At 45.5% G+C, this 23,870-nt stretch carries 25 protein-coding genes and 1 riboswitch; of the genes, 24 read left to right on the top strand and 1 reads right to left on the bottom strand.

Annotated features, from left to right (window positions below; translation table 11 throughout):
• Positions 1-173: 173 nt before the first annotated feature.
• The 5 genes from ATG70_RS16500 to ATG70_RS16485 all read left to right on the top strand — a co-directional run bounded on the left by ATG70_RS16500 (position 174) and on the right by ATG70_RS16485 (position 4,478).
• Positions 174-2,027, top strand: a complete 1,854-nt coding sequence (locus tag ATG70_RS16500; protein ID WP_098445345.1) for a cell wall-binding repeat-containing protein — start codon at positions 174-176, stop codon at positions 2,025-2,027.
• A gap of 80 nt (positions 2,028-2,107) precedes the next feature.
• A complete protein-coding gene (locus ATG70_RS16495; RefSeq protein ID WP_098445344.1) occupies positions 2,108-3,388 on the top strand; it encodes a D-serine ammonia-lyase in 1,281 nt (426 codons plus the stop codon).
• A 194-nt stretch (positions 3,389-3,582) separates the two neighbouring features.
• The gene (locus tag ATG70_RS16490; protein ID WP_098445343.1) at positions 3,583-3,873 is read left to right on the top strand and encodes a hypothetical protein; all 291 of its coding nucleotides are present in this window, start codon (positions 3,583-3,585) and stop codon (positions 3,871-3,873) included.
• A gap of 8 nt (positions 3,874-3,881) precedes the next feature.
• Positions 3,882-3,983 (top strand): lipoprotein, encoded by a 102-nt coding sequence (locus ATG70_RS23000; RefSeq protein WP_373560769.1) that lies wholly within the window; start codon positions 3,882-3,884, stop codon positions 3,981-3,983.
• Positions 3,984-4,082: 99 nt separating this feature from the next.
• Positions 4,083-4,478 (top strand): nucleoside 2-deoxyribosyltransferase, encoded by a 396-nt coding sequence (locus ATG70_RS16485; protein WP_098445342.1) that lies wholly within the window; start codon positions 4,083-4,085, stop codon positions 4,476-4,478.
• A gap of 172 nt (positions 4,479-4,650) precedes the next feature.
• Here ATG70_RS16485 and ATG70_RS16480 read toward each other — a convergent pair whose 3' ends face one another.
• Positions 4,651-5,367 carry a hypothetical protein gene (locus tag ATG70_RS16480; RefSeq protein WP_098445341.1) on the bottom strand — a complete coding sequence of 239 codons (717 nt, stop codon included), beginning with the start codon at positions 5,365-5,367 and terminating at the stop codon, positions 4,651-4,653.
• Positions 5,368-5,605: 238 nt separating this feature from the next.
• On the opposite strand from ATG70_RS16480, the gene ATG70_RS16475 reads away from it, so the two are divergent.
• From ATG70_RS16475 to ATG70_RS16385, 19 genes are all read left to right on the top strand, one after another.
• Positions 5,606-6,016 (top strand): BlaI/MecI/CopY family transcriptional regulator, encoded by a 411-nt coding sequence (locus ATG70_RS16475; RefSeq protein ID WP_098445340.1) that lies wholly within the window; start codon positions 5,606-5,608, stop codon positions 6,014-6,016.
• Between the two features lies 1 nt (position 6,017).
• Positions 6,018-6,857, top strand: coding sequence for a M56 family metallopeptidase (locus ATG70_RS16470; protein ID WP_098445339.1), 840 nt, complete (start codon positions 6,018-6,020; stop codon positions 6,855-6,857).
• Between the two features lie 55 nt (positions 6,858-6,912).
• Positions 6,913-7,317, top strand: coding sequence for a DoxX family protein (locus tag ATG70_RS16465; protein ID WP_098445338.1), 405 nt, complete (start codon positions 6,913-6,915; stop codon positions 7,315-7,317).
• Entirely contained in the window at positions 7,317-8,012 is a 696-nt protein-coding gene (locus ATG70_RS16460; protein WP_098445337.1) for a DsbA family protein, read from the top strand. The genes ATG70_RS16465 and ATG70_RS16460 overlap by 1 nt, the downstream gene beginning before the upstream one ends.
• A gap of 151 nt (positions 8,013-8,163) precedes the next feature.
• Positions 8,164-8,574: a ferritin family protein gene (locus ATG70_RS16455; RefSeq protein ID WP_098445336.1), complete on the top strand. Its 411-nt coding sequence runs from the start codon at positions 8,164-8,166 to the stop codon at positions 8,572-8,574.
• Positions 8,575-8,982: 408 nt separating this feature from the next.
• A complete protein-coding gene (locus tag ATG70_RS16450; RefSeq protein ID WP_098445335.1) occupies positions 8,983-9,672 on the top strand; it encodes a response regulator transcription factor in 690 nt (229 codons plus the stop codon).
• A 1-nt stretch (position 9,673) separates the two neighbouring features.
• Positions 9,674-10,678, top strand: a complete 1,005-nt coding sequence (locus ATG70_RS16445; RefSeq protein WP_098445334.1) for a sensor histidine kinase — start codon at positions 9,674-9,676, stop codon at positions 10,676-10,678.
• A gap of 95 nt (positions 10,679-10,773) precedes the next feature.
• Positions 10,774-11,457, top strand: a complete 684-nt coding sequence (locus ATG70_RS16440) for an ABC transporter ATP-binding protein (RefSeq protein ID WP_098445333.1) — start codon at positions 10,774-10,776, stop codon at positions 11,455-11,457.
• On the top strand, positions 11,454-14,036 hold the full coding sequence (locus ATG70_RS16435; protein ID WP_098445332.1) for an ABC transporter permease: 2,583 nt from the start codon (positions 11,454-11,456) through the stop codon (positions 14,034-14,036). The genes ATG70_RS16440 and ATG70_RS16435 overlap by 4 nt, the downstream gene beginning before the upstream one ends.
• A 256-nt stretch (positions 14,037-14,292) precedes the next feature.
• Positions 14,293-14,476: riboswitch (cobalamin riboswitch) on the top strand.
• Between the two features lie 135 nt (positions 14,477-14,611).
• A complete protein-coding gene (locus ATG70_RS16430; protein ID WP_098445331.1) occupies positions 14,612-15,595 on the top strand; it encodes an ABC transporter substrate-binding protein in 984 nt (327 codons plus the stop codon).
• Positions 15,579-16,619 carry a FecCD family ABC transporter permease gene (locus ATG70_RS16425; protein ID WP_179886340.1) on the top strand — a complete coding sequence of 347 codons (1,041 nt, stop codon included), beginning with the start codon at positions 15,579-15,581 and terminating at the stop codon, positions 16,617-16,619. Before ATG70_RS16430 ends, ATG70_RS16425 begins: the two co-directional genes overlap by 17 nt.
• 2 nt (positions 16,620-16,621) lie before the next feature.
• Positions 16,622-18,091 (top strand): adenosylcobinamide amidohydrolase, encoded by a 1,470-nt coding sequence (locus ATG70_RS16420; RefSeq protein WP_098445329.1) that lies wholly within the window; start codon positions 16,622-16,624, stop codon positions 18,089-18,091.
• Complete coding sequence (gene cbiB / locus ATG70_RS16415; protein WP_098445328.1) at positions 18,088-19,053, top strand: adenosylcobinamide-phosphate synthase CbiB; 966 nt, start codon at positions 18,088-18,090, stop codon at positions 19,051-19,053. Before ATG70_RS16420 ends, cbiB begins: the two co-directional genes overlap by 4 nt.
• On the top strand, positions 19,028-20,104 hold the full coding sequence (gene cobD / locus ATG70_RS16410; protein WP_098445327.1) for a threonine-phosphate decarboxylase CobD: 1,077 nt from the start codon (positions 19,028-19,030) through the stop codon (positions 20,102-20,104). Before cbiB ends, cobD begins: the two co-directional genes overlap by 26 nt.
• Positions 20,083-20,634 carry a bifunctional adenosylcobinamide kinase/adenosylcobinamide-phosphate guanylyltransferase gene (locus ATG70_RS16405; protein WP_257147735.1) on the top strand — a complete coding sequence of 184 codons (552 nt, stop codon included), beginning with the start codon at positions 20,083-20,085 and terminating at the stop codon, positions 20,632-20,634. Before cobD ends, ATG70_RS16405 begins: the two co-directional genes overlap by 22 nt.
• Positions 20,631-22,109, top strand: coding sequence for a cobyric acid synthase (locus ATG70_RS16400; protein ID WP_098445326.1), 1,479 nt, complete (start codon positions 20,631-20,633; stop codon positions 22,107-22,109). The genes ATG70_RS16405 and ATG70_RS16400 overlap by 4 nt, the downstream gene beginning before the upstream one ends.
• Positions 22,106-22,897, top strand: a complete 792-nt coding sequence (gene cobS / locus ATG70_RS16395; protein WP_098445325.1) for an adenosylcobinamide-GDP ribazoletransferase — start codon at positions 22,106-22,108, stop codon at positions 22,895-22,897. Before ATG70_RS16400 ends, cobS begins: the two co-directional genes overlap by 4 nt.
• Positions 22,855-23,466, top strand: coding sequence for a histidine phosphatase family protein (locus ATG70_RS16390; RefSeq protein WP_098445324.1), 612 nt, complete (start codon positions 22,855-22,857; stop codon positions 23,464-23,466). The genes cobS and ATG70_RS16390 overlap by 43 nt, the downstream gene beginning before the upstream one ends.
• Complete coding sequence (locus ATG70_RS16385; RefSeq protein WP_098445323.1) at positions 23,418-23,852, top strand: bifunctional adenosylcobinamide kinase/adenosylcobinamide-phosphate guanylyltransferase; 435 nt, start codon at positions 23,418-23,420, stop codon at positions 23,850-23,852. The genes ATG70_RS16390 and ATG70_RS16385 overlap by 49 nt, the downstream gene beginning before the upstream one ends.
• Positions 23,853-23,870 lie beyond the last annotated feature (18 nt).

The following is a 23,870-nucleotide window of genomic DNA, read 5'->3' as shown; positions in this document are numbered from 1 at the left end:
GCCGCTGGCGGACACTTTTTTTACTATGTAAAGATGCAAAATGAGAGGGATAATTCTATGAAAAAGTTTATATCACTTCTTTCGTTTGAATGAATCACTAGATTGTTTCCAAAATACACCATAGGAACTTCTGAATCTGCTATACTTCTAAAAGATGGAAAGGGGAGAATGAATTGAAAAAAGGATTAATTCGTTTGGTTGTTGCATTTCTCTTAATTTCAGGGGTAGGAAATGGTTTGTCTCTTGTAACTGGTGAAATGAACGTGAATGCAGCAGAATTTTCTTATAACGAGATTAGTGACATATTGACAGAAGAAGCGATTAAGAGAGAGATTCCACCTGAGGTTGCTAAAGCCGTTGCTTTAATGGAAAGTGGTTGGGATCAAAGTGCAATGAACGAAGACGGTGATGGTGGAATTGGGATCATGCAGGTTACCAATGCACCTCAATCAGAACAAGATAGATTAAAAAATGACTTACGCTATAACATCCAGCGAGGCCTGGATATACTGAACGATAAATTTGAAGGAAAAGCTGGTAAACTTCCGACGGTAAACGATAATGACCGTGATGTTATCGAAAGTTGGTATTTTGCAGTTCTGGCATATAACGGCCAAAAGCAAGTAAACAGTCCGATTTACAAAAATGAAGATGATGAGAAATTTGGAGAACGAAATCTAGAAGCTTATCAAGAGAAAGTATTCAAAGATATCTATAGCTACAGTCTTTTAGTTCGTGAAAGAAACTATGAACCTATTCCATTTGGATTTGAAGTAAGTGATTTTAAATACAATACTGAGGATCCAACAGATACGAATTTGTATTTTGAGACGACTCATTATGAGTTGCCTGAAGAAGTGCTTCATCACTCAACGCAAACATTTAAAGAAGGAAATATTGTGTTTACAGCAGAAGGTGCTAACTTCCGTGCGGGTCCTTCGACAGAGACTAAGTCATTAGCAAAAGCAGATGGGCGTGAGGTTGTTACTTTACAAAGTCAACCATTGAGCGATAAGTCGAATGAATACAACACTGCTGCAGGTGATAATTTATCAGAAATGCCTCTGCAACACCTAGCATGGTATGAAGTGAAGCTTGAAGATGGAAAGAAAGCTTTTATCGCATCTGCAGATTTACTTCCTCTTATCCATCGGTTGTCAGGTTCTGATCGTTATGAGACATCCGTAGCGATCTCTCAAGAAGGCTGGCCGAACGGTGCAGACACTATTGTACTAGCTAGAGGGGATGCCTTTCCAGATGCACTTGCTGGAACTCCACTTGCATATCAGGAAGATGGTCCTCTGTTACTAACAAAAAGCAGTGTATTAGAAAAGTCTACTAAAGATGAGCTTAAGCGGCTAAATGCAAATAAAGTTATCATTCTAGGAAGTGAAAATGCCATTTCTGAGAACGTGGTAAAAGAGATCAAAACGATTAACAAAAATATTACCATTGAACGTTTGGGTGGTGAAAATCGCTATGATACCGCAGCGATCATTTCAGCCAAGCTTTCAAGTGATACAGCAGTCCTTGCGTATGGGCACAAATTTCCTGATGCCTTATCCATAGCTCCTTATGCTGCGAAGAATGGATATCCAGTATTTCTAACAGATAGTAATGGTGAGCTGGATAACGATACAAAAGCAAAAATTAACTCCTTTGATAAAGTTATTGTAGTTGGCGGTAGTGATGTTGTAAGTACTAATGCGGTGAAAGGTCTCGATTATAAGCGATATGCAGGAGAGGATCGATACAAAACGAACGTTGATATCAATAGGAACCTAAAGATGGGGAATGAGAGAGCCTACTTTGCGACTGGATACAATTTTCCTGACGCTCTTTCAGGAGCAGTCGTCGCTGCCAAAAATGATGCGCCCCTCTTTTTAGCACAAAAGCCTGGTCGGGATCTAACTGATGAAACAGTAACTCTACTAAAAGAACAATCTTTCGATCAATTTGGTCTATTTGGAGGGAAAGACGTTCTTGATGTAGAAGATGACTTGTTAGATGTGATTTTAAGTAGATAAATTTTCAGAACGAGAGTGGACAAAGTCTAGCTCTCGTTTTCTTTTGATGGAAGGACGCTTAATAAAGGAGTGAAGGACCCATGAACATAGCAGGAAAAGCACTTGAACAGTGGAAAGCTGAACATCCACTTTTAGACGACCTACTTCAGTTCAAGGAAGTTTATTGGGAAAATCAGCAAAAAGGAAAAATCCCTCAAACAACGGATCTTTCGATGGCAGATATTCTGGACGCTGAAGCTCGGATGAAACGTTTTGAGCCTTATTTTCGCAAAGTGTTTCCAGAAACGAACGGCATCATTGAATCGTCTATTTCTGAAATCAGCAACATGAAAGCGAAGTTGGAGGAAGAAAAACAGATCAAAATTCAAGGAGATCTTCTTTTAAAACGAGATGATATTCTCCCAATTGCCGGCAGTATTAAGGCGCGTGGTGGTATTTATGTAGTGATCAAACATGCCGAGAAACTAGCGCTTGGTCATGCGATTTTAACGAAAAACGACGATTATGCTATTCTAGCTGATAAAAAGTTCACCGAGTTCTTCTCGGCTTTTTCAATCTCCGTCGGTTCAACAGGGAACCTCGGGTTAAGTATTGGCATCATGTCGGCAAAATTCGGATTTAACGTCACCGTGCATATGTCGAGTGATGCGAAACAGTGGAAAAAAGACCTTTTGCGTGAAAAGGGAGTACAAGTTGTGGAGCATCAGGCAGACTACGGAGCGGCTGTAGAAGAAGGGCGAAAGCAGTGTGAGAAGAAGCTAACGTGTTATTTCATTGATGATGAAAACTCGAAAGACCTCTTTCTCGGATATGCGGTAGCAGCGATTCGATTGAAAAAGCAGTTTGATGAGCGGGGGATAAAAGTGAATGCTGAAAATCCCCTACACGTTTATTTGCCTTGCGGTGTAGGTGGAGGGCCCGGTGGGATTGCGTTTGGCCTTCATCAAGTATTCGGCGAGCATGTTCACTGTTACTTCGCAGAACCGACGCATTCACCATCGATGCTGATCGGCTTAATGACAGGATTGCATGATCAAGTATCTGTTGAAGACTTTGGAATCGATAATAATACAGCGGCAGATGGCTTAGCCGTAGGGCGACCATCTGGATTTGTTGGTCGTGTGATGCAACCAATGCTTGAAGGGGTCTACACGGTGACAGATGAGCGAATGAAGGAAATGCTCCGATGGATCTATGAAACAGAAGGGATTAAACTTGAGCCTTCTGCTCTTGCAGGAATGAGCGGTCCACAAACAACAGCAGTAGAAGGAAAGAGTTCTCGCGGCACACATCTGGTGTGGGCAACAGGCGGTAGCCTCGTGCCGGATGAGGTGTGGGGAGAAGAGTGGAAGGAAAAGTGAAAGTGATAGTAATGAAGGGGGTCAGGCTCGAGCCTGACCCCCTTCAAAGACAAATCGCCCAATAATAGCGAAATAATCCACGTATTGTGGACACTCCATTGATCGATCTTTTGAAACAATTTCACCTTCTATTTCGTATCTATAGATAGATTGGTCATTATTGTAAAATTGAATGAGTAGAGGGGGGCGAGGAGTTGGAAGTGTTTATGGAGATTTTAGCATTAGCAGGTGATTTGTTTTGGTGGGCCGACCCACCAGATGAGAAGCGAATTGAAGCAAATATTGTGGCGCTGATGGCGTACGGCTGGTTTGTGGAGCTTGTTGAAAAACCTCAATACAACAAGTCAGTTCAGGAAAATACGTCTGTACGGTATGTGATTGGGAAAATGAAAATGAAAAAGATGAAACGATCACCGATGTATGAAGAGCGAAAAGAACGGAAATTAAAAAAAGTACTCCAAAAACAGCTGGCTGCGGCTGATTGAGAGAATAAATGAAGCGTATAGTGCTTCTACTTACATCACTATGTATGGTTACGGGCTGTTCGCATGTGGCGCTTATTTTTGAAATTTTAACGGTAACGCTCCCTTACTAAGAAACTAAAAAATGATGTAACGGAGACGTAGCGGTTAACGGCTACTATGTGTATACTGATTTGTGCTTCGTCACGGATTGAGAACGGAGGAAAAGAAAGATGAACTTTTACATCGCATCAAGTTTTCAAAACAAACAACATGTTCAGACACTAGCTGCTGAATTGAAACGTCATGGCTTCAAGCATACATACGATTGGACGAAAAACGAAAAAGCCGCCACGCTTGATGAACTTGCTTCAATAGGAGAAGCAGAATTAGAGGCAGTAAAAAAAGCTGATATTCTTATTGTTCTGCTTCCAGGAGGAAAGGGAACCCATATTGAAATTGGCATTGCGCTTGGTCGTGATATCCCAGTTTACCTTTTTAATGAAGAAGGGTTTCATAACGCTAAAGAAGCGAGCAGCTTTTACTACACAAGCGGAGTTAAGAGAGTGGAAGGTAGCGAAGAACAGCTCGTTCAAACGATTTTGGAAAGGGGTCAGGCTCGAGCCTGACCCCTCATAAAGACAAAACCACAAAAAGTGTTCTCCACCATAGGACACTTTTTCACATTAATTGTGAAGCATTCCAGCTGCAAAACCCTTACACAGTAAGGGATTGAGCACAATGAGAGGGAGAGGGGGTCAGACCCGAGTCTGACCCCCCTTAAGAAATACCCCCACACATTCAAACCGCCTCCGCTCTCATCCTCCGTCCACGCATCTCCTGCACGACCTTCCAAATCACAAACGCCACAAGTCCAATCATCACAATACTAAGCGTGTACGTCAGCTGCAACGGTTTATCGTCTTTCACAAAGATGCCAAAGTAACCCCACAAAAACACGATCGGGTAGATCAAATCGTCGTTGTAAAGACTAAAGTAGACGGCAAGTCCTGCGCCGATAATGAGCATAATAATCGTCCAAGTTAGCTCATTCATCCCAAAAATCAGCGATACGTTATTTACATCTGCCACAACGAATACATCCACGATCGTGGCAATCGATGTCCAGGCGAGGTAGAACGAAAACGGTACGCTGAAAAAGGAAGAGCGGTCAGCATTTTTTGTGATGATGGCGTAAAGGATGGACAGCGTAATCAAGGAACCTGCGATAAAGATGAGCGCCACTGAATTACTTACAAGAACGGCGGTTCCAGATAAAAGCATGCTGCTAGCAAAAAGGTAGGATATTTTCACATACAGTGCCTGATCACACTCGCTTGCCGTGAATTGGCGAACGAGTGAAATGAGAAGAAGTAAATAAATCAACAACCAGATTGAAAACGTGTAGCCCGAGGGGGCGATGAGCACATCGTTCCCACCAGACATATCTCCTGAAAAAATAAGGGATGAGGCGATCAAATAGAAATAAGCGACAATTGTAACGATTTTCATAGTCATGACCGGTTTCCTCCTTCATAGGTCTAGGTATTCGTATGCTACCCTGATTAGGGAGATCCTATGAAAAAGAGACAGGGAATGGCGATATGTCTTCTCTGTCCATCATTAAACTTGTAGAGGGGGTCAGGCTCGAGCCTGACCCCCTCCGCAAACAAACGTCCTCCCACAAAGAACACCCTCAACTCCTCTTGACCCCACCATCCATTTAAACTACACTGTGTAGTGTGAGGTGGACGCGATGAAAATTCAGCAGTTCAAAACAAATGAGACGGGGTTGAATCGTTTCTTTGGTTCGCTTGAAGCGAAGATTATGGATATTCTCTGGAATGGACCGGAGATGACTATTAAAGATGTGAAGCATAAGCTTGATCAGGAAAAGAGTACGAACTTTAATACGGTGATGACGGTAATGAATCGTCTTGTTGATAAAGGCGTACTTGCGAAGAGAACGGAGAAGCGAACGTCGATGTTCAAGCCGGTTTTCTCAAAAGAAGAGTTTTTACAAACGCAGTCGAAAGAGCTAACGCAGGATTTGATGGATGAATTCGGTCCGCTAGCGGTCAATCATATGCTTGATGCGCTTGATGAAGCAGATCCTATTCTGATTGAAAAGCTAGAGCAAAAAATCAAGCAGCTAAAGGAGAAGTAAGATGAAAATCAAACAGACAGGGCTTGTTTTCACGCTGTCTCTTTTTCTCGTCGTAGCTGTGGTCGTGCAAATGACCATGTACAGTCTGCATCTTTTCTCAAACTGGAATTTGATGTTTACCGTTCTTGAAGCTTGTCATAACTTGTTTCGCGCAATCGGCATATCATCGATGAATATTTTTTTAGAAGTGTTGATTCTTTCAACGATTGCACTTGTCGTGATCGTCCTCGTGAAGCAGATAGCACGGTACGTCACTTTCTCAAAACGATTGTCGCTTTTACAGGACGACTCAGCTACAAAGAAGATAATCGATCAATATAATCTGCACCAAATCACAGTTATCACTAGCGAAGCACCGATCGCGCTTACATATGGGCTAATCAAACCGAAGATCGTTCTTTCGACTGCGCTTGTGAACATGCTTACTGAAGAGGAGCTTTGTGCCGTCATTTGTCATGAACAATTTCATCAACAGCACCGCGACCCGTTAAAAAAATTTCTCATCACGCTTCTCGTGACTGCGCTCTGGTACGTTCCGATCCTGAAATGGGTATCGAAACACTATCAAACGCTGAGGGAGATTGAGGCGGACAAGTTTGCGATGTTGCAAACAAACAATATCCTTGACCTTAGTAGCGCACTATTAAAATTGTTGAAAAACGAGCACAGACAGCGACACGCGTTTGCCGTTTCGTTCGCAGATACGTCTGTGAATGACCGCATCCAGCACATTCTTTCTCCTGAGAAAGAAGTACATGCTACGCTGCCTGTGGGAACCATACTTTATTCAATCTTTATCGTCTTAGGGTTAACCGTCATGTTTACGGTGGCGACACCCTAATTCTTTTTCGAAAATGAACACTACACTATGTAGTGCAAAAAAGGAGAAATGATATATGAAATTATCACCAAACGTCGCCCTAGTCGTCCTTCGTCTCGCTCTTGGACTTATTTTTACCGTTCATGGATTTGATAAGTTTGCAGGGGGAATTGGGAATACCGCTGGCTTTTTTGAAAGCATTGGGATTAGTGGTGGATTAGCTTATGTGGTTGCCACAATCGAACTTGTAGGTGGTGTTCTCATGATCATTGGTCTCGGAACCCGCATCGTCGCTGCGCTCTTTATCATCGTGATGCTCGGAGCTATCTTTACGGTAAAAAGCGGAACAGGATTTATTGGAGGGTACGAACTTGATCTGGCCCTTCTCGGTATGTCACTCGCGCTACTTATAAGCGGTGGTGGAACGATTGCAGTCGACGATAAACTTTTTTCAAAACAAGCTAAAGGAGTTCAGGGATAATGGAAAACTCTAGAAATAAAAAGAAAAACCCGGCGACGAAGTCAAAACAAAAGCCGAAAGCGTGGATGTATGGATTAGCGGCTGTGACGGCTGTTGTGATCGTCGTTGTCATCATCATGACAACTGGATCCAACTCGGGCGGATCAAGTGAAGAAGCGATGGATCAGCCGTTTCTTGGGGACGAAAATGCCCAGGTGGAAGTGATCGAATTTGGCGATTACAAATGTCCTTACTGTAAAGCGTTTGAACAATCCTTTTTCCCACAAATCGATCAGGAGCTAATCCAAACGGGCGATGTGAAATTTACGTTCATGAACTATCCATTCATTAATGTCGATTCCAATCGTTCAGCTGAATTTGCAGAGGTCGTGTATGAAGAGCTCGGCAACGACGTTTTCTGGGAGTTTCACAGGTTAATGTATGAAAAGCAAACCGAAGGAACGGAACAGCAGGATATTTATACTGAGGATTACCTCTTCGATACCTTAAAAGAAATCACTGATGAAGAGAAAGCGGAGCAAGTGCTCACGGCATTCCAGGATGGTGCTGGTCAAGAGGCCGTGGACTACGACCTTGACCGCGCACGAAACCTGAACGTAAGCGGCACCCCGGCACTCTTCGTCAACGGTGAACCATTTGAAGGACAAACGATTGATGATTTAAAGGAAATGGTGGAGGAAGCGAAGGCGGAATAGAAAGAATGAAAGCAATTAAACCGTGGATTGTCCGTCTGTGACGGACAATCCACGGTTTTTGTATTTGAGGGGGGTCAGGCACGTGCCTGCCCCCCCTCAAATACACTATCGTATCTAAACACCCAAACACCCCAAAAAAAGGAGCGAGCTCATGTCTTATCTCTACCGAACACTTGCAGATGATATTGCCACTGCGATCAACGGTCAATACAGTGCCATTCAATGCTATAAGAAGTTAGCGAGTCTAGCACCAAATGAAACGGAAAAGAACCGCATCAAAGAAATTCGACAGGATGAGAAGAAGCATTTCAGAGCTTTTCAACAAATCTATACGCAGCTAACTGGCCAACAGCATGAGCCCGAGCTTGTTGAAGAATGTGCAACTGATTATAGAGTAGGTCTCGACCTTGCCTTTAACGATGAGCAAAACACAGTCGACTTCTATCTTGATATTGCTGAACAAACGCAGGATCCGTATATAAAAGAAACGTTCAAAAGAGCAGCAGCGGATGAGCAGAATCATGCGGTGTGGTTTTTGTATATGTTAACGAAGAGAAGGTAGTAGAAAATTGGCGGGGTTATAGGGATTCGATTCCTCTCTGCCCCCACCACATGTGATAAATCGGACAAGTTTCTTTTACTGAATGATATCAGCCGTGCAAGGCATCATAGCAATAAGTACATAGGCCAACGTTACAATCTTTGGGACATGATCTATATGATCGTATGTAAATATTGTACACTTGAAAAAGAGGAAATACTTGAGAGGGGTCAGGCTCGAGCCTGGCCCCGCCAAAAGACAAAACAGTGAAAAGTGTTCCTCCTCTAGGGACACTTTTGACATTTAAATGAATGTAAGTAGTTCCTTCAAAGCCTTATCATTAAAGGGTTTGAGGGGAATAGAGAAAGGAAGGGGTCAGGCTCGAACCAGACCCCCCAAAAAGAACAAACCAAAGGGAGGGTGCTCCAATTGAAGTTATTAATGGTGGAAGATGATAAGACGATTGCGACGGGGCTTGACTATTCCTTGCAAAACGAGGGGTATGAGACGGTTGTTTGCCATAATGCTGAATCGGCAAGGGATGTGCTGTCGGAGCAATTACATAAAATCGATTTGTGTTTATTTGATTTATCCTTACCAGATGGCAGCGGGTATGATCTTTGTGAGTTTGTTAAGAAACGGAGCGATATACCGGTCATTTTTCTGACGGCATTTGATGATGAAGTAAATGTGGTTATGGGTCTTGATATGGGAGCGGATGACTACATCACAAAGCCGTTTCGCATTCGTGAATTGCTTTCGAGAATTAAATCGGTGTTGCGTCGTTACAATAAGCAACCACAGCCACAATCCACTAACATCATCACGATTGAAGATATCCGAATCAATACGCTAGAAGGCAAGGTTTATAAAAAAGGCGAGGAAGTTCTTCTAACTGCGCTTGAGTATAGGCTTTTCCTTATTTTCGCCAATCACGTTGGACAAGTTTTAACGAGGAATCAGCTATTAGAACGGATATGGGATGTGGCTGGTGATTTCGTCAACGACAATACGCTGACTGTCTACATTAAGCGTCTTCGCGAAAAGCTTGAGGACAACCCACAGAGCCCCAAAATCATTAAAACCGTGCGTGGTTTAGGCTATAAGGTGGGTGATTAGGTTGCTGCGTAATCGTGAAATTCGTCTTCTTTTTCTCGTTATTGCTGGAATCATTCTTGTTTCAACGGGACTCGCTGTGTTCGTGCTTTCTTACCAAGCGGCACTCTTAACACTGATTACCTCACTCATGCTCGTCAGTTGTTTTGTGTTTTTTACAAGATGGCGATACCGTGAAATCGAGCAGCTTTCTGGTTATTTGAGACAGATTAGTAGTGGGGATTATACGTTGGATGTGAGAAATAACCATGAGGGTGAGCTCAGTATTTTAAAGAATGATATTTATAAAGTTACGATGATGCTTTCAGAGCACCGTTCCCTTTTACAAGAAGATAAAGTGAAATTAACCAATGCCATTTCAGATATTTCCCACCAGCTCAAAACCCCGTTAACTTCGATGCTAGTGATGGTAGATTTAGTGAGTGATCCGAATTTAGATAAGGTGAAGCGGGGGGAATTTACCAATAACATTCGCGTTCAATTAGAAAGGATCGAATGGCTTGTCTCCTCTTTGCTGAAATTATCCAAAATCGATGCCGGGACGGTGATATTTAAAAAAGAAAGAATTTCCGCTCAGCAAGTGATTCAAAAAGCAGTAGAATCTATTCTTATCCCAGTCGATATTAAACAGCAAACCTTAAACATAACCGGGGATGACGGGGTCACGTTCGTTGGCGATCTTAACTGGACTTCGGAGGCGCTTTTAAATATATTAAAAAACTGCGTGGAGCATACCGATGAGGGTGGAACGATTTCACTCTCGTATTCTGACAATCCGTTATATACCGAAATCATCATTTCAGACAATGGAAATGGCATTCCAAAAGAAGATCTGCCTTATATTTTTAAACGATTTTATAGGGGGAAGAATGCGGGAGACGATAGCGTTGGAATCGGTCTTGCGATGGCGTACAGCATTATCACTAGCCAGAATGGGGATATTGAAGTAACGAGTGAAAAGGGTACGGGTACCGAATTTAACATTAAATTTTATAAGCAAGTTGTTTAGAAAGGCCAGGTGACTAAACTGTCACCTAAGAGTCACTTTAACGTCATTTTAGGCAGATAAACTGAAGGTACATTAAATTTATGGGGGAATCTGCAATGGATATTTTACAAATAGAAAATCTGTCTAAAGTGTATGGCAAAGGGGAAACGGCCGTGAAGGCACTTGATAACGTCTCGTTTTCAGTTAAAAAGGGAGAATTTGTGGTGATCATTGGGCCGTCTGGTTCAGGGAAGTCAACCTTGCTTCACCTACTCGGTGGCGTGGATCGACCGACAAGCGGCAACGTTCTCGTGGATAATACAAACATCTATCAACTCGATGAAACGCAGCTTGCTATCTTTAGAAGAAGGCAAATCGGGTTGATTTATCAGTTCTATAATTTGATTCCCATCTTAACTGTGGAAGAGAATATCACTCTTCCGATGCTACTGGATGAACATAAAGTTGATCAGAAGCAGCTTGAGAATATCGTCGGCACATTGGGCTTACAAAATCGGCTTGGGCACTTGCCGAACCAATTATCAGGTGGCCAGCAACAGCGTGTGTCAATTGGGAGGGCACTCATTAGTAATCCTTCCATTATGCTCGCTGATGAACCGACCGGAAATTTGGATAGTCAAAATAGCAGTGAGATCATGGAACTTCTGAAAATGTTTAATAAAAATTACAACCAAACGCTGATTGTCATTACACATGATGAACGCATCGCTTTACAAGCGGATCGCGTCATTTCGATTGAAGACGGGAGGATTGCCAAAGACGAGGTGATCCGTCCATGAACATCGTAAACAAACTGACCGTGAGGCATTTGAAGGAAAACAAAAGACGGACACTGGTTACCATCATTGGTGTCATAATTTCCGTAGCGATGGTTATGGCTGTCGCGACGCTTGGTGTATCGTTCATGGATCTCTTGCAACGACAATCGATCGCGACGGATGGAGAGTGGCATGTTCAATATGAGAACGTCGATTCCAATCAAATCGAAGCGATCGAAAGCGACAAATCAACCAAGACTCTGATTCTCGCAAACGATGTAGGTTATGCCAAATTAGATGAACCTCAAAATGAAAGCAAACCTTATTTGTTTATTAAAGAATACAATGAGCAGGGATTCAAAAACTTCCCAATCGAAATAAGCGAGGGACGCTTGCCGCAGGAAGACAATGAGATTGTATTGTCTGAAGAAGTTGCGGGGAATGCAAAGTTGAAACACGGGATAGGCGATCAAATCACACTGAACGTTGGCAAACGTCTGATGGAAGGTGTTGAACGTCCTTTTTCTCAAAAAGATCCCCTCCAAACGGATGTAGAAGGTGCAAGTGAGTCATTAGAAAATGAGAACACGAGAACGTATACGATTGTAGGAAAAATCAAACGTCCTACATGGGAACCCGCGTGGGCGCCCGGTTATACGGCGATTAGCTATGTCGATCAAAGCCTTATGAATAGCAAGGACACCGTTGATGCCGTCGTCGTGTTAGACAAAGTGAAACGATCTCTGTATAAGCATGCAGAAACGCTGGCGAAACAAAACAATATTGAAAACGTCACGTTCAACGATGAACTGCTTCGCTACTATGGCGTGACCGATAACGATAATCTGTTACAAACAATGCTACTGTTAACTGGAATTATTATGAGCGTCATCATTATCGGTTCAGTTGCATTGATTTACAATGCTTTTGCAATTAGCGTTTCGGAACGTTCTAGACATTTAGGAATGCTGGCGAGCGTTGGAGCGACGAAACGACAGAAGCAAACATCGGTCTTTTTTGAAGGAGCGATTATCGGCCTGATCAGTATTCCGCTCGGCGTTCTTGCTGGATTTGCTGGCATAGCGGCTACTTTCATGTTCATTAATTCCTTTATTGAAGGGGCTCTTGGGGGTACAGAAAAGCTCCAGGTCGTCGTAACGCCTCTAAGTGTTCTCGTTGCCTGCGGGATTTCGATCATCACGATTTTTATTTCATCCTATATGCCAGCACGCAAAGCATCGAAGATCTCAGCCATTGATGCCATCCGACAAACGCAGGACATTAAGCTATCTGGCAAAACAGTGAAGACCTCAAAACTGATTCGAAAATTATTTGGGATCGAAGCTGAGATCGGCTTGAAGAATTTAAAGCGGAATAAAAGAAGGTATCAGGTGACCGTTTTTTCACTTGTGATTAGCATTATCCTGTTCCTATCGGTTTCCTACTTTACGTCGAATTTAGAAAAATCCGTTGAGCTCTCTCAGCAAAACATCAATTATGATATTCAAATAAGTGGAAACAGCGTTGAGAAAGAGGATCTTGAGCCGTTTACGAACCTTAAGAATGTAACGAATGCAAGTATAATCAACGAACTAATGCTAAACACCTATGTGGATGATGATGCTATTCCAGATGGGCTAGAGAAAAACTTATATCAAGATGAGAGCTTACTGAAGGATGGAAAATACCAATATAATGCGGTTTTACATGGCTTAGACGAACAAAGCTTTAACGAATATGCAAAAAAAGTAGGCATGGATGCAGAGAAACTTCAGGATCCGGAGAAACCGGCCGGTATTTTGATTGAAAACGTCTCTTATATGGATCCTGAGACAAGCAAGATTAAGGAAACAAAGTCTCTCAACGCCAGAATAGGGGAAAGCATCGAGCTATATTCAATGAATTATGAAACAGAGGAAGTAAAATTAATAAACAACGTTGAGATCGGTGCATTAACGGATGAACTGCCAATGGGTGTGAGTAGGTCTGGCGCCGGTGGACTCGACTTCATCGTTTCGGAGGAAACCATGAATGGGCTGATCGATAAAGAAGTTCAAAAAGACGTGCGAACCTCTCTCTATATGAACAGTTCAGATTCAATGGCGACGCAAGAAGCGATTGAAGAGGGGAAACGATCCGATCTGTATGTTTATAATGTTTTTCAAAATAGACAGCGCGACAAGCAGATGATTCTCTTCATGTCTGTCTTCACGTACGGATTTATATCGTTAATTTCACTTATCTCCATCGCAAATATTTTCAATACCATCTCGACAAGCATTTCTCTTCGCAAGCGAGAATTCGCTATGCTGAAGTCCATTGGGATGACACCGAAAGGATTTAATAAAATGATGAACTACGAGAGCATCTTCTATGGCATGAAGGCGATCCTCTACGGGATTCCAATCAGCATTGCGATCATGTTCCTGATGTATTTGTCATTTAGAAATACGTTCGTCTATGGGTTCACATTGCCGTGGATGAGTCTTCTCTTTGTGATCATTGCCATCTTCATCATCGTAGGTTCCGCAATGTTCTACTCCATTAAGAAATTAGAGAAAAATAATATCGTCGATACGCTGAAGCAAGAGAATGTGTAAGGGTGAGTGGTGGAAGGGGAGGTGGAGGTGGGGTCAGGCTCGTGCCTGACCCCACCAAAAGACAAAAGTAGCAAAAGTGTCCTTCAATGAGGGACGCTTTTTTTGCTTTTGTAAGTCTGAGAATTTCTTCGAAGCCTTAACGAATAAGGGGATCGATGTGAATGAAAGCGAAGGGGTCAGAGAGGAGCCTGACCCCCAAAAAAGACAACAGTTCCCCCCACTCATACAATCATGTATAATAAACTTGTTACGAAATTTCATAGTGATCGATTCAGGTGTCTTTTCAATGAAGACTTAAAAGGGAAGCTGGTGCAATTCCAGCGCGGTCCCGCCACTGTAAATGGTCGCTTGCTGCAGAATCCACTGTTCGCACAACGAATGGGAAGGAGCAGCACGCGATAACCATGAGCCAGGAGACCTGCCTGAATCAAGCGCGAACAGCCTACGAGGATAGGGATGTGCGAACGGATTCAGGTGCCTTGATGCACCGTTACTTCCATTCGACCATCTTCATGCCCTCCGGCGTGGGGATTTTTTTATTTTAGAGACATCATTGTACAGGAGGAGAAACACACATGAAAAAGCTTTATTCACTACTCGTTTTACTTTTTCTCGTCACAGGAATCATCGCAGGTTGCGGTGCAAGTGAAGAGAACAGCGCAACAAATGAAGGAAATACGACAACCGATCAAGCTGAATCATCAAAAGATAGCGCTTTCCCAGTAACCATCACCGATGCCCTCGATAAGGAAGTGACGATCGAGAACGATCCAGAAAAAATTGTTTCCCTCATTCCAAGTAACACCGAAATTCTATTTGACCTTGGCGCTGGAGAAGAAGTTGTCGGCGTTTCTGATTTCGCGAACTACCCAGAAGAAACGGCGGATATTGAGAAAATCGGCGGCATGGAATTTAACGTCGAAAAAATCATCTCCCTGAAACCGGACCTTGTACTTGCCCACGGCTCAAGCGCACATAATTCAGAAGCTGGTCTTCAACAGCTTCGCGATGCTGGAATCGCTGTACTTGTTGTAAACGATGCAAAGAGCTTTGATGCAGTGTACGATTCGATCGAAATGATCGGACAAGCTACAGGCGAAACAGAAGAAGCAAAAACAACGATCGACGATATGAAAAAGCAGCTTGAAGACATTCAAGCAAAAGCTGAAGGCATCCCTGAAGAAGATGAGAAAAACGTCTTCGTCGAAGTCGCACCGGCGCCTGAAATTTTCTCTCCAGGAAAAAACACGTTCATGGATGACATGCTGTCGATGATTCACGCGAAAAATGTTACCCACGACGAGGAAGGCTGGAACCAGATCGACCAGGAAGCAATCATTCAAGCGAACCCTGACGTCATCATCACAACGTACGGCTACTATACAGAAAACACTGTTGAGCAAGTGTTAAGCCGCGACGGCTGGCAGGACGTAACGGCGGTAAAAGAAGAGCAAGTTGTCGACGTGCACTCGGACCTTGTGACGCGCTCAGGCCCTCGTCTCGTTGAAGGAGTAGAGGAACTTGCAAAAGCGGTTTACCCGGATGTTTTTGCTGAATAAACGGTTCATTGCCTATCCGATTGCGACAGCGCTCTTAATCGCCGCGATGCTGCTCGGCATTTCCATCGGCACCGTTTCCGTCCCGGTGCTCACCATTTTAAAATTAATCGGAACCGAAGTGCTTCACCTTCCTTCCTTAGGAAAGACGGATCCGATGTTCACAACGATTGTGATGGATATTCGTCTGCCGCGTGTCATTTTGGCAGGTCTTGTTGGGGCGTCTCTTGCGATAGCAGGGGCCGCTTTTCAAGGTTTACTACGTAATCCATTAGCCGATCCATACGTGCTCGGCGTATCATCTGGCGCATCGGTCGGAGCCGTGCTCGTGCTCTTTTTTAACCTATCCATTCCATTTGTAGGGATGTTTACCCTTCCTGTCATGAGCATCGCCGCTTCGATCCTCACGATTTTCCTCGTGCTTTTCTTTGCACGACAAATCGAGCGATCGATGCGCGTGGAGACGATTATCCTAACAGGAATCGTCTTTAGCTCTTTTCTTGGCTCGCTTCTATCGCTCATGATTGCGCTAACCGGAGAGGAACTAAGGCAGATCATCGGCTGGCTCCTCGGAAGTGTATCCATGCGCGGCTGGGAATATATCGGGATTATCTTGCCCTTTTTCATTATTGGCGCAGGCATTCTCCTTTTCAGCACCAAAGAGCTGAACGCCATGTCCTTTGGCGAAGAGCGCGCTCAGCATATCGGCGTAAACGTCGCCAAACGAAAGCTCTGGATTCTAATTGGTGGATCCATTTTAACAGGCGCGGCCGTCGCTGTGTCTGGAACGATCGGCTTTGTTGGTCTCGTGATTCCGCATTTAACGCGCCTCTTATGGGGACCGGATCATCGCCATTTACTGCCGCTCTCAATTTTACTAGGCGCCGCTTTTCTGATCGTCGCCGACTTGATCTCGCGCACGATCATTTCGCCAACAGAGCTTCCGATCGGCGTCATCACATCGCTCATCGGCGCGCCTGTGTTTGCTATTATTTTAATTAGAAGACGGAAAGAAAGTAGAGGATAAGCATGCTTAGCGTACAATCTGTTACAGGAGGATACCCCGGTCACGACGTGCTCAACGACATCTCGTTTGATGTAGAGAGAGGCGAGCTGCTCGGAATCGTTGGTCCGAACGGAAGCGGCAAAACAACGATTTTTAAAATGGTTAGCGGCATTCTAAAAGCAAAGTCAGGCTCGATTTTGCTAAAAGAAAAGCCGATCGCAAGCTACTCAGCGAAACAGCTGGCGCGCGTGCTCGCGGTCCTGCCACAGCACGCGGAGCAGGCTTTTCCCTATACGGTCAAAGAAACCGTTTCGCTCGGCCGCTACGCGCATCAATCCGGCTGGTTCCAATCGTGGAGCGAGCATGACGAAGCGGTCGTCCAGCGCACGATGGCGCAAACCGGCATCGCAAGTTTTGAAGATCACTACGTGAATGAGCTATCTGGCGGTGAGCGCCAGCGCGTCTTTCTCGCACAGGCGCTTGCTCAAGAACCTGAAATTCTTTTACTAGATGAACCTACGAATCACCTGGATCTTTCCTATCAAAAAGAACTGCTTGATTTGTTGAAAAGGTGGACGCGGGAACAAGGGCTTACGGTGATTTCAATTTTTCACGACCTGAATTTGGCGGGCCTTTACTGCGATCGCCTCCTTCTTCTAGAAAATGGGCAAATCAACCTTCACAACAAGCCGAATGACGTGTTAAACGAAGAGCGCATTCAGTCCGTTTACCGTACGAAAATCGAGAAGCATCCGCATCCAACTGTGCCAAAACCGCAAATGCTGCTACTACCGGAAAAGCAGGCGGAGGATTTAAGTGATCTTCACATTACGGAAAAATGTCTTACTCATCAAAAAGACATGATCACGCTGAACGCACCGTTCCCTCTCCGAACAATGTCATCCGGCGTTGTTGGCTCAGGAACGGGCTGGTATCGCACCTTTGTAAACCGTCACGTAGATAAAACGTATAACTGCACCGACCATAAAGGGGAAATGACAAGCTTTCTTGAAGCGAACGGCATCGATCCAACCGAAACAGTTGGCATGATGACGGCGGTTCAGCTCGAGGACGTCGCTTATCGTCTCATCGAAGACGATGGCGTTTCCGTTTTCGTCGTTGTAACGGCAGGCGTCGGTAATGCCGTTGATGCGTCTAAAAGCCGTGAGCATGTCTACGAACCGCTTCCGGGAACGATCAATACGTGGGTTTTCGTGAACGGTACGCTCACAGACGAAGCGTTCATTCAAAGCATTATGACGGCAACGGAAGCGAAGGTAAAGGTGATGCACGACCAGCAAGTAAAAGACGCGGTGACAGGCACCACGGCAACCGGAACGTCAACCGACAGCATCCTGATCGCCGCCACTCAGCGAGGCGAGCACCAGGCGTATGCCGGAACGATTACAACGCTTGGAAAACTGATCAGCGAAGGCGTTTATGCGTGTACGACTGAGGCGCTTGAAAACTATCGCATAAGGCTCAACCGATGATTCTAAATCACCTGCTTGCCATCACCTTAGCGTTTTACCTGGATCGACTTATCGGCGATCCGCCCAATTGGCCGCACCCGGTAAAGGGATTTGGCAAGCTCATAAGCTTCCTTGAAAAACGCTGGAACAACGGCCGCAACCGCAAGCAAAAAGGTACGCTCATGACGTTAACCGTGCTTTTAATCGTCATCAGTATCACCGGTCTTACCGTGACAATCGCCTACACGCTTCACCCGCTCGTTGGTATTTTTTATGAAGCGATCCTGATCGCTACAACGATCGCACAAAAAAGCCTGCGGAATGCGGCGCTTGATGTTTACGAACCGCTACAAGACGGTAATATGACAGAAGCGCGCGAAAAGCTTTCCTGGATCGTCGGTCGTGACACAGCAAACCTCGACGAAAGCGAAGTGGTGCGCGGTACGGTTGAAACGGTGGCAGAAAACACGAGCGACGGCATCACAGCGCCATTATTCTGGGCTTTAATTGGCGGAAGTGTCGGTGCAATGGCGTACCGCGCCATCAACACGTGCGATTCCATGGTCGGCTATCGAAACGAAAAGTACGGTGAATTCGGGTACGCCTCCGCAAAGCTTGATGACGTGGTGAACTGGATGCCAGCGCGGCTAACCGGTATTTGTATGATTCTCGTCAAACGGCCGGAGCACTCGACCATCTCTCACGCCTGGCACATCCTATTCCGCGATGCCAAACAGCACCCAAGTCCGAACAGCGGCTGGGGCGAAGCGGCAACCGCGGCGATTCTCGGTGTACAGCTTGGTGGCGTGAACACATATGGTGGTATCGTTTCAAACCGCGCGCGTATGGGAGATCCCATTATGAAGCTAAGCGCGTTACATATTCCAAAAGCGATCATGATCATGAATCGCGCAAGCATTCTATTTTTACTTATTCTCTGGATCGGAGGGCTGCTCATTGACGCTACCATCTCATGGCGCTAACGCCCATTATGTATACGAATCACTCCAAATCGACCAGCCCGAGCGCACAATTGATTTCAGCGCCAACCTGAACCCGCTCGGACCGCCACCCTCCCTGAAAGAAACATGGGAAGACGCTTTCGATCTCATTACCACCTATCCTGATCCGCACGCCGCCCGCTTAATGGAAAAGCTCGCGAACGTCCATGACGTGGAAGAAAATCAGCTGCTTATCGGAAACGGAGGCGCTGAGCTAATTACGCTTGTCGGTCGTTATTTAGCAGGGAAGCGCGTTTGCATCGTTCAACCGACTTTTTCTGAATACGAATCCGCTTGCCTTCGTGCGGGATGTGAAGTGACCTATCATACCCTCGAAGAAGGGGAATGGGCGCTAGGTTCACACCTGATTGAAAAATTGCCGTACGTTGATGCGGTTTTTCTTTGTACGCCAAACAACCCAACCGGCGTCACATATGACCCCGCTTCCATTCTCGCTTTAGTTGAAGCGGCGAAAAAACATGATTGCGCCATTATCATTGATGAAGCTTTCGCGGACTTTTTAGGGGATGAATCATCGTTTTCATCGCTGCTCGCCCCCTTTTCCAACCTGATGATTTTGCGCTCACTTACGAAAATGTACGCCATTCCAGGACTTCGTCTCGGCTACATGATGGCTCATCCAGACGTGATCGAAGCGATCAAAAAGCTTCAGCCGCACTGGAGTGTAAACGCTCTGGCGCTACACGCTGGCGAACTGTGCCTTCAAGAAACCGATTTTGTAGCCGAAACACATCAAATGATCGAACAAGAACGAGAGAATTGCTTTCATTTTTTCGAGGAAAACAACTTTACATATTCCAACTCGAGCGTTAACTTTTATCTCCTACGAGATCCAGAAAGAGAGGATCAATCGGAACTTCTAAGCTTTCTTATGAAAAAAGGCATCGTTCCAAGACATACGGAAAACTTTCCAGGACTCGACGGCAGGTGGCTTCGATTTGCGATCCGCACGCCGGAGGAAAACGAGCGGTTAAGGGAGGTGCTCACCTCATGGCGAAGCTCATTTTTATAACCGGTGGCGTAAGAAGCGGAAAAAGTCGTTTTGCGGAAAAGCGAGCGGCTTCGATAAAAAATGGTCCCCTTTATTACCTCGCCAGTGGACAGCCGAGCGATGACGAAATGCAAAAACGCATCGCACGTCACCAGCATGATCGCGCATCTGCCAATGTTCCATGGGAAACAGTGGAATGCGCAACGGATATTGGAAGCGTCACGCCATCCTTAAACGAAAATGCCGTCGTGCTCCTAGATTGCGTCACAACCCTTCTTTCTAATGAACTTTTTCGCAAGGAGAGCTGGCGAGACGAAGCGTTTCAACAACAAACGAAACAAAAAATTCAGAATGACATCGAAAAACTTAATGAACGCTCAGAAGCGCTGATCATCGTTAGCAATGAACTTGGTTATGAGCCGTTAAACGGCCTCGTCGACGTTTATGCACGGCAACTTGGCGAGCTTCATCAATGGATCGTTTCAAAAGCTGATGAGGCGTATTTAGTTGAAAATGGCGTACCGCAACTGATGAAAGGAGAAGGCGTATGAACGGGATCATGATTCAAGGGACGGCATCCGACGTTGGGAAAAGCTTGATCGTAACGGCGTTCTGTCGCCTTCTTACCAATGAAGGCTACGCGGTGGCGCCGTTTAAATCGCAAAACATGTCCAACAATTCGTACGTTACGATTGAAGGCAAAGAAATCGGCCGGGCGCAGGGCGCTCAGGCGGAAGCCGCACGAACGGAAGCGAGCGTGTGGATGAACCCGATCCTGCTCAAGTCTCGGTCCGATCAGCATGCGGAAGTGATTCAGTTTGGCACGTCGTACCGAACGCTTTCTGGCAAAGACTACCGCCAGTCGTACTACGAAATGGGGATTGAAAGCATTGCGCTCGCGCTTGATCACCTCAAAAAAACGTATGAGGTAATCGTCATGGAAGGCGCAGGAAGTCCGGTAGAAGTGAACTTGAAAGATCGCGAGCTTGTGAACATGAAAGTAGCGGAGATGGCGGATGTTCCTGTTCTTCTTGTCGCAGACATTGATCGAGGCGGCGTGTTTGCAAGCATTGTTGGCACGCTTGAGCTCCTTGAGAAAGAAGAACGAGAGCGGGTCAAAGGAATCATCATCAATAAATTTCGCGGAGATCCAGACCTTTTCGAAGACGGCATCACGTGGCTTGAAAAGCGTACGGGCATCCCGATCGTCGGGGTCCTCCCGTATGTGAACCATCGCGTCGAAGGGGAAGATTCGCTTTCGCTGACCGATCGCTTTTTACATAAAAAGGGCACGCTTGAGATCGCCGTGATCAAGCTTCCGTTTCTTTCAAACTATAGCGACATCGAACCGTTTAACGAAGAAGACGTTACGATTCGCTGGGTGCAGGATCCGCGTGAGCTGGGTGCGCCGGATGCGATTATACTTCCCGGAACGAAAAGCACGATCAGCGACTTGCAGTGGATGAAGGATCAAGGATTTGAAGATGCGTTAAAAAGCTATGCCGCAAGTGGTGGAAATGTTGTTGGCATTTGCGGCGGCTATCAAATGCTGACCAATAATCTAATTGACGAACATGGCTCAGATACCGGTAATGCTGGGACGGAGCTTTCCGGTCTCGGACTGATTCCCGCAAAAACGACGTTTCATGAAGTGAAAACGACGATTCGAGTGAGCGGGGTACACGTAGAAACGGGCTCACCAATTGAAGGATACGAAATTCATCTTGGCGAAACACTTTTCGACCATCCAGCAACGCCGTTTCTCAAGATTGGCGATCGGTCTGAAGGGTACTACGGAGAAGATGGCCGCGTCATTGGCACGTATTTGCATCACCTTTTTCATAATGATGAGTGGCGCACCGTTTGGCTGAACGGGCTTCGAGCGAAAAAGGAGTTGCCAGAGCAGAAACAAATCAATCGCAAGCAGTTAAAAGAAAAAACGTACGACGATCTCGTGCATGACCTTAAGCCTCATCTGAAATGGGAGCTGATTAAAGACATCATGTTTCAGGGTGAGCACCGATGAACTTATGGCAGGGAATGCTGATCAACCTTCAGTTTTTTACCGTTATTCCAATTCGCCGTGAAATCCCGATGGGGCCGAAGCAGCTAACGCGTTCGATTCAAACGTTTCCGTTGCTTGGGTTACTCCAGGGATTGCTAGCGTCAGGTCTTTTGTACGGGTTACTTCAGTGGACGCCGTTTTCAACACTTGTGGCAACGTTTTTCGTCTGGCTATTTATGATGGTGCTGACAGGTGGCCTTCATCTTGACGGCTGGATGGATGCGAGCGATGCGTTTTTCTCGTATCGCGATCTGGAGAAGCGTCTCGAGATAATGAACGATCCGCGAACAGGAGCGTTTGGCGTACTATCGGTGATCGTCCTGCTTGCGGCTAAGTTTCTGTTTCTCTATGAAATCGCACAGATGACGCAGGACGTCTCGTATTTCCTTATTATCCTGATTCCCTTTTTTAGTAAAACTGTGATGGGTGCGTTTCTCGTTTTGATACAGCCGGCAAAAGAGAAGGGGCTCGCCGCTTTTTTTCAGAAAGGAATCGAGCGGTCATGCTTATGGGTCTACCCAGTTTATTGGCTTTTGATCATCGGGGCGACGTTTCTCATTTCAGTCGAGGCGTTTTGGATGACGCTACTATTAAGTGCTGTCACGATCGTGGTGGCAATCGGAATGAAGCGAAATAGTCTAAGATGGTTTAACGGCATCACAGGCGATGTGCTTGGCGCAAGCGTTGAAGGAATGGAGGTGCTTTTATGGATGAGCGTGTGGTTATTACATTATTTCGTCATGGTGTAACGGAAGACAATAAGCGCGGGGCGTATATTGGTTGGACGAATCCGTCGATTAGTGAAGACGCTGAGTTTGCGGACGTGACGGATGATTATGATTTGATTTTTACGAGTGACCTGGACCGGTGCATGCAAACGACAAAACGACTTTTTCCGCACAGAAAAGCGATTTCGATACCGCTTTTTCGCGAAATCCTCTTTGGCGATTGGGAAGGGAAAACGTATGCCGATCTTGAACATGATAAGCAATATCGAAGCTGGGTGTCCGATCCGCTCGCGGACGCACCGCCTGGCGGAGAAAGCTTCGCGCAGTTTACGGAGCGAATTGATCAGGGCTTTCAAGCGATGGTGAAACAAATGAATTTGCAGTTGCATAAAAAGGTGATCCTTACGACGCACGGCGGGGTGATTCGCTACTTGTTAATGAAATACGCCCCTGAGGAGCGGTCGTTCTGGGAATGGAAAGTTCCGCACGGTTCCGCAGTGGAGCTTGAATGGAAACGAGAAGATCTAAGGAGGGACGCGCGATGCACTTCGTTACGGGTGGTGCCTATAACGGCAAAACAAAATGGGTGAAGAACTTCTACGGCTTAACCGAAGATCATTGCTGGAAATCGGCTTATGACCAAACGAAAATTCCGCTTAATGTGAGTCGCTTTTACGGAGATGTGGTCGTTCTTGAAGGCGTGGAACAGTGGCTCAAGGGGTTAACGGTCGAATCGGGATTTGAAGAATGCCGGGCAATCTGGCAGTCGCTACTTGGAATTTGGCGGACGTGGGAAAGTGAGCGTCATGAGCGCACCGTTGTCATTATTGGCACGGATATTACAAAAGGCATTGTTCCGATGGAAAAAGAAGACCGCGACTGGCGCGATTTAACCGGCTGGGCGTACCAGGATCTCGCGGCCGTAGCTGACCGCGTTGACGTGATCTGGTATGGCCTGAACCAGCAGCTTAAATAATCAAAGGGGGATAAAGGG

Source organism: Bacillus sp. es.036 (assembly GCF_002563635.1).
In the GTDB taxonomy this organism is placed as follows: Bacteria; Bacillota; Bacilli; order Bacillales; family Guptibacillaceae; genus Guptibacillus.
This window is presented reverse-complemented; position numbering and strand designations above follow the sequence as displayed.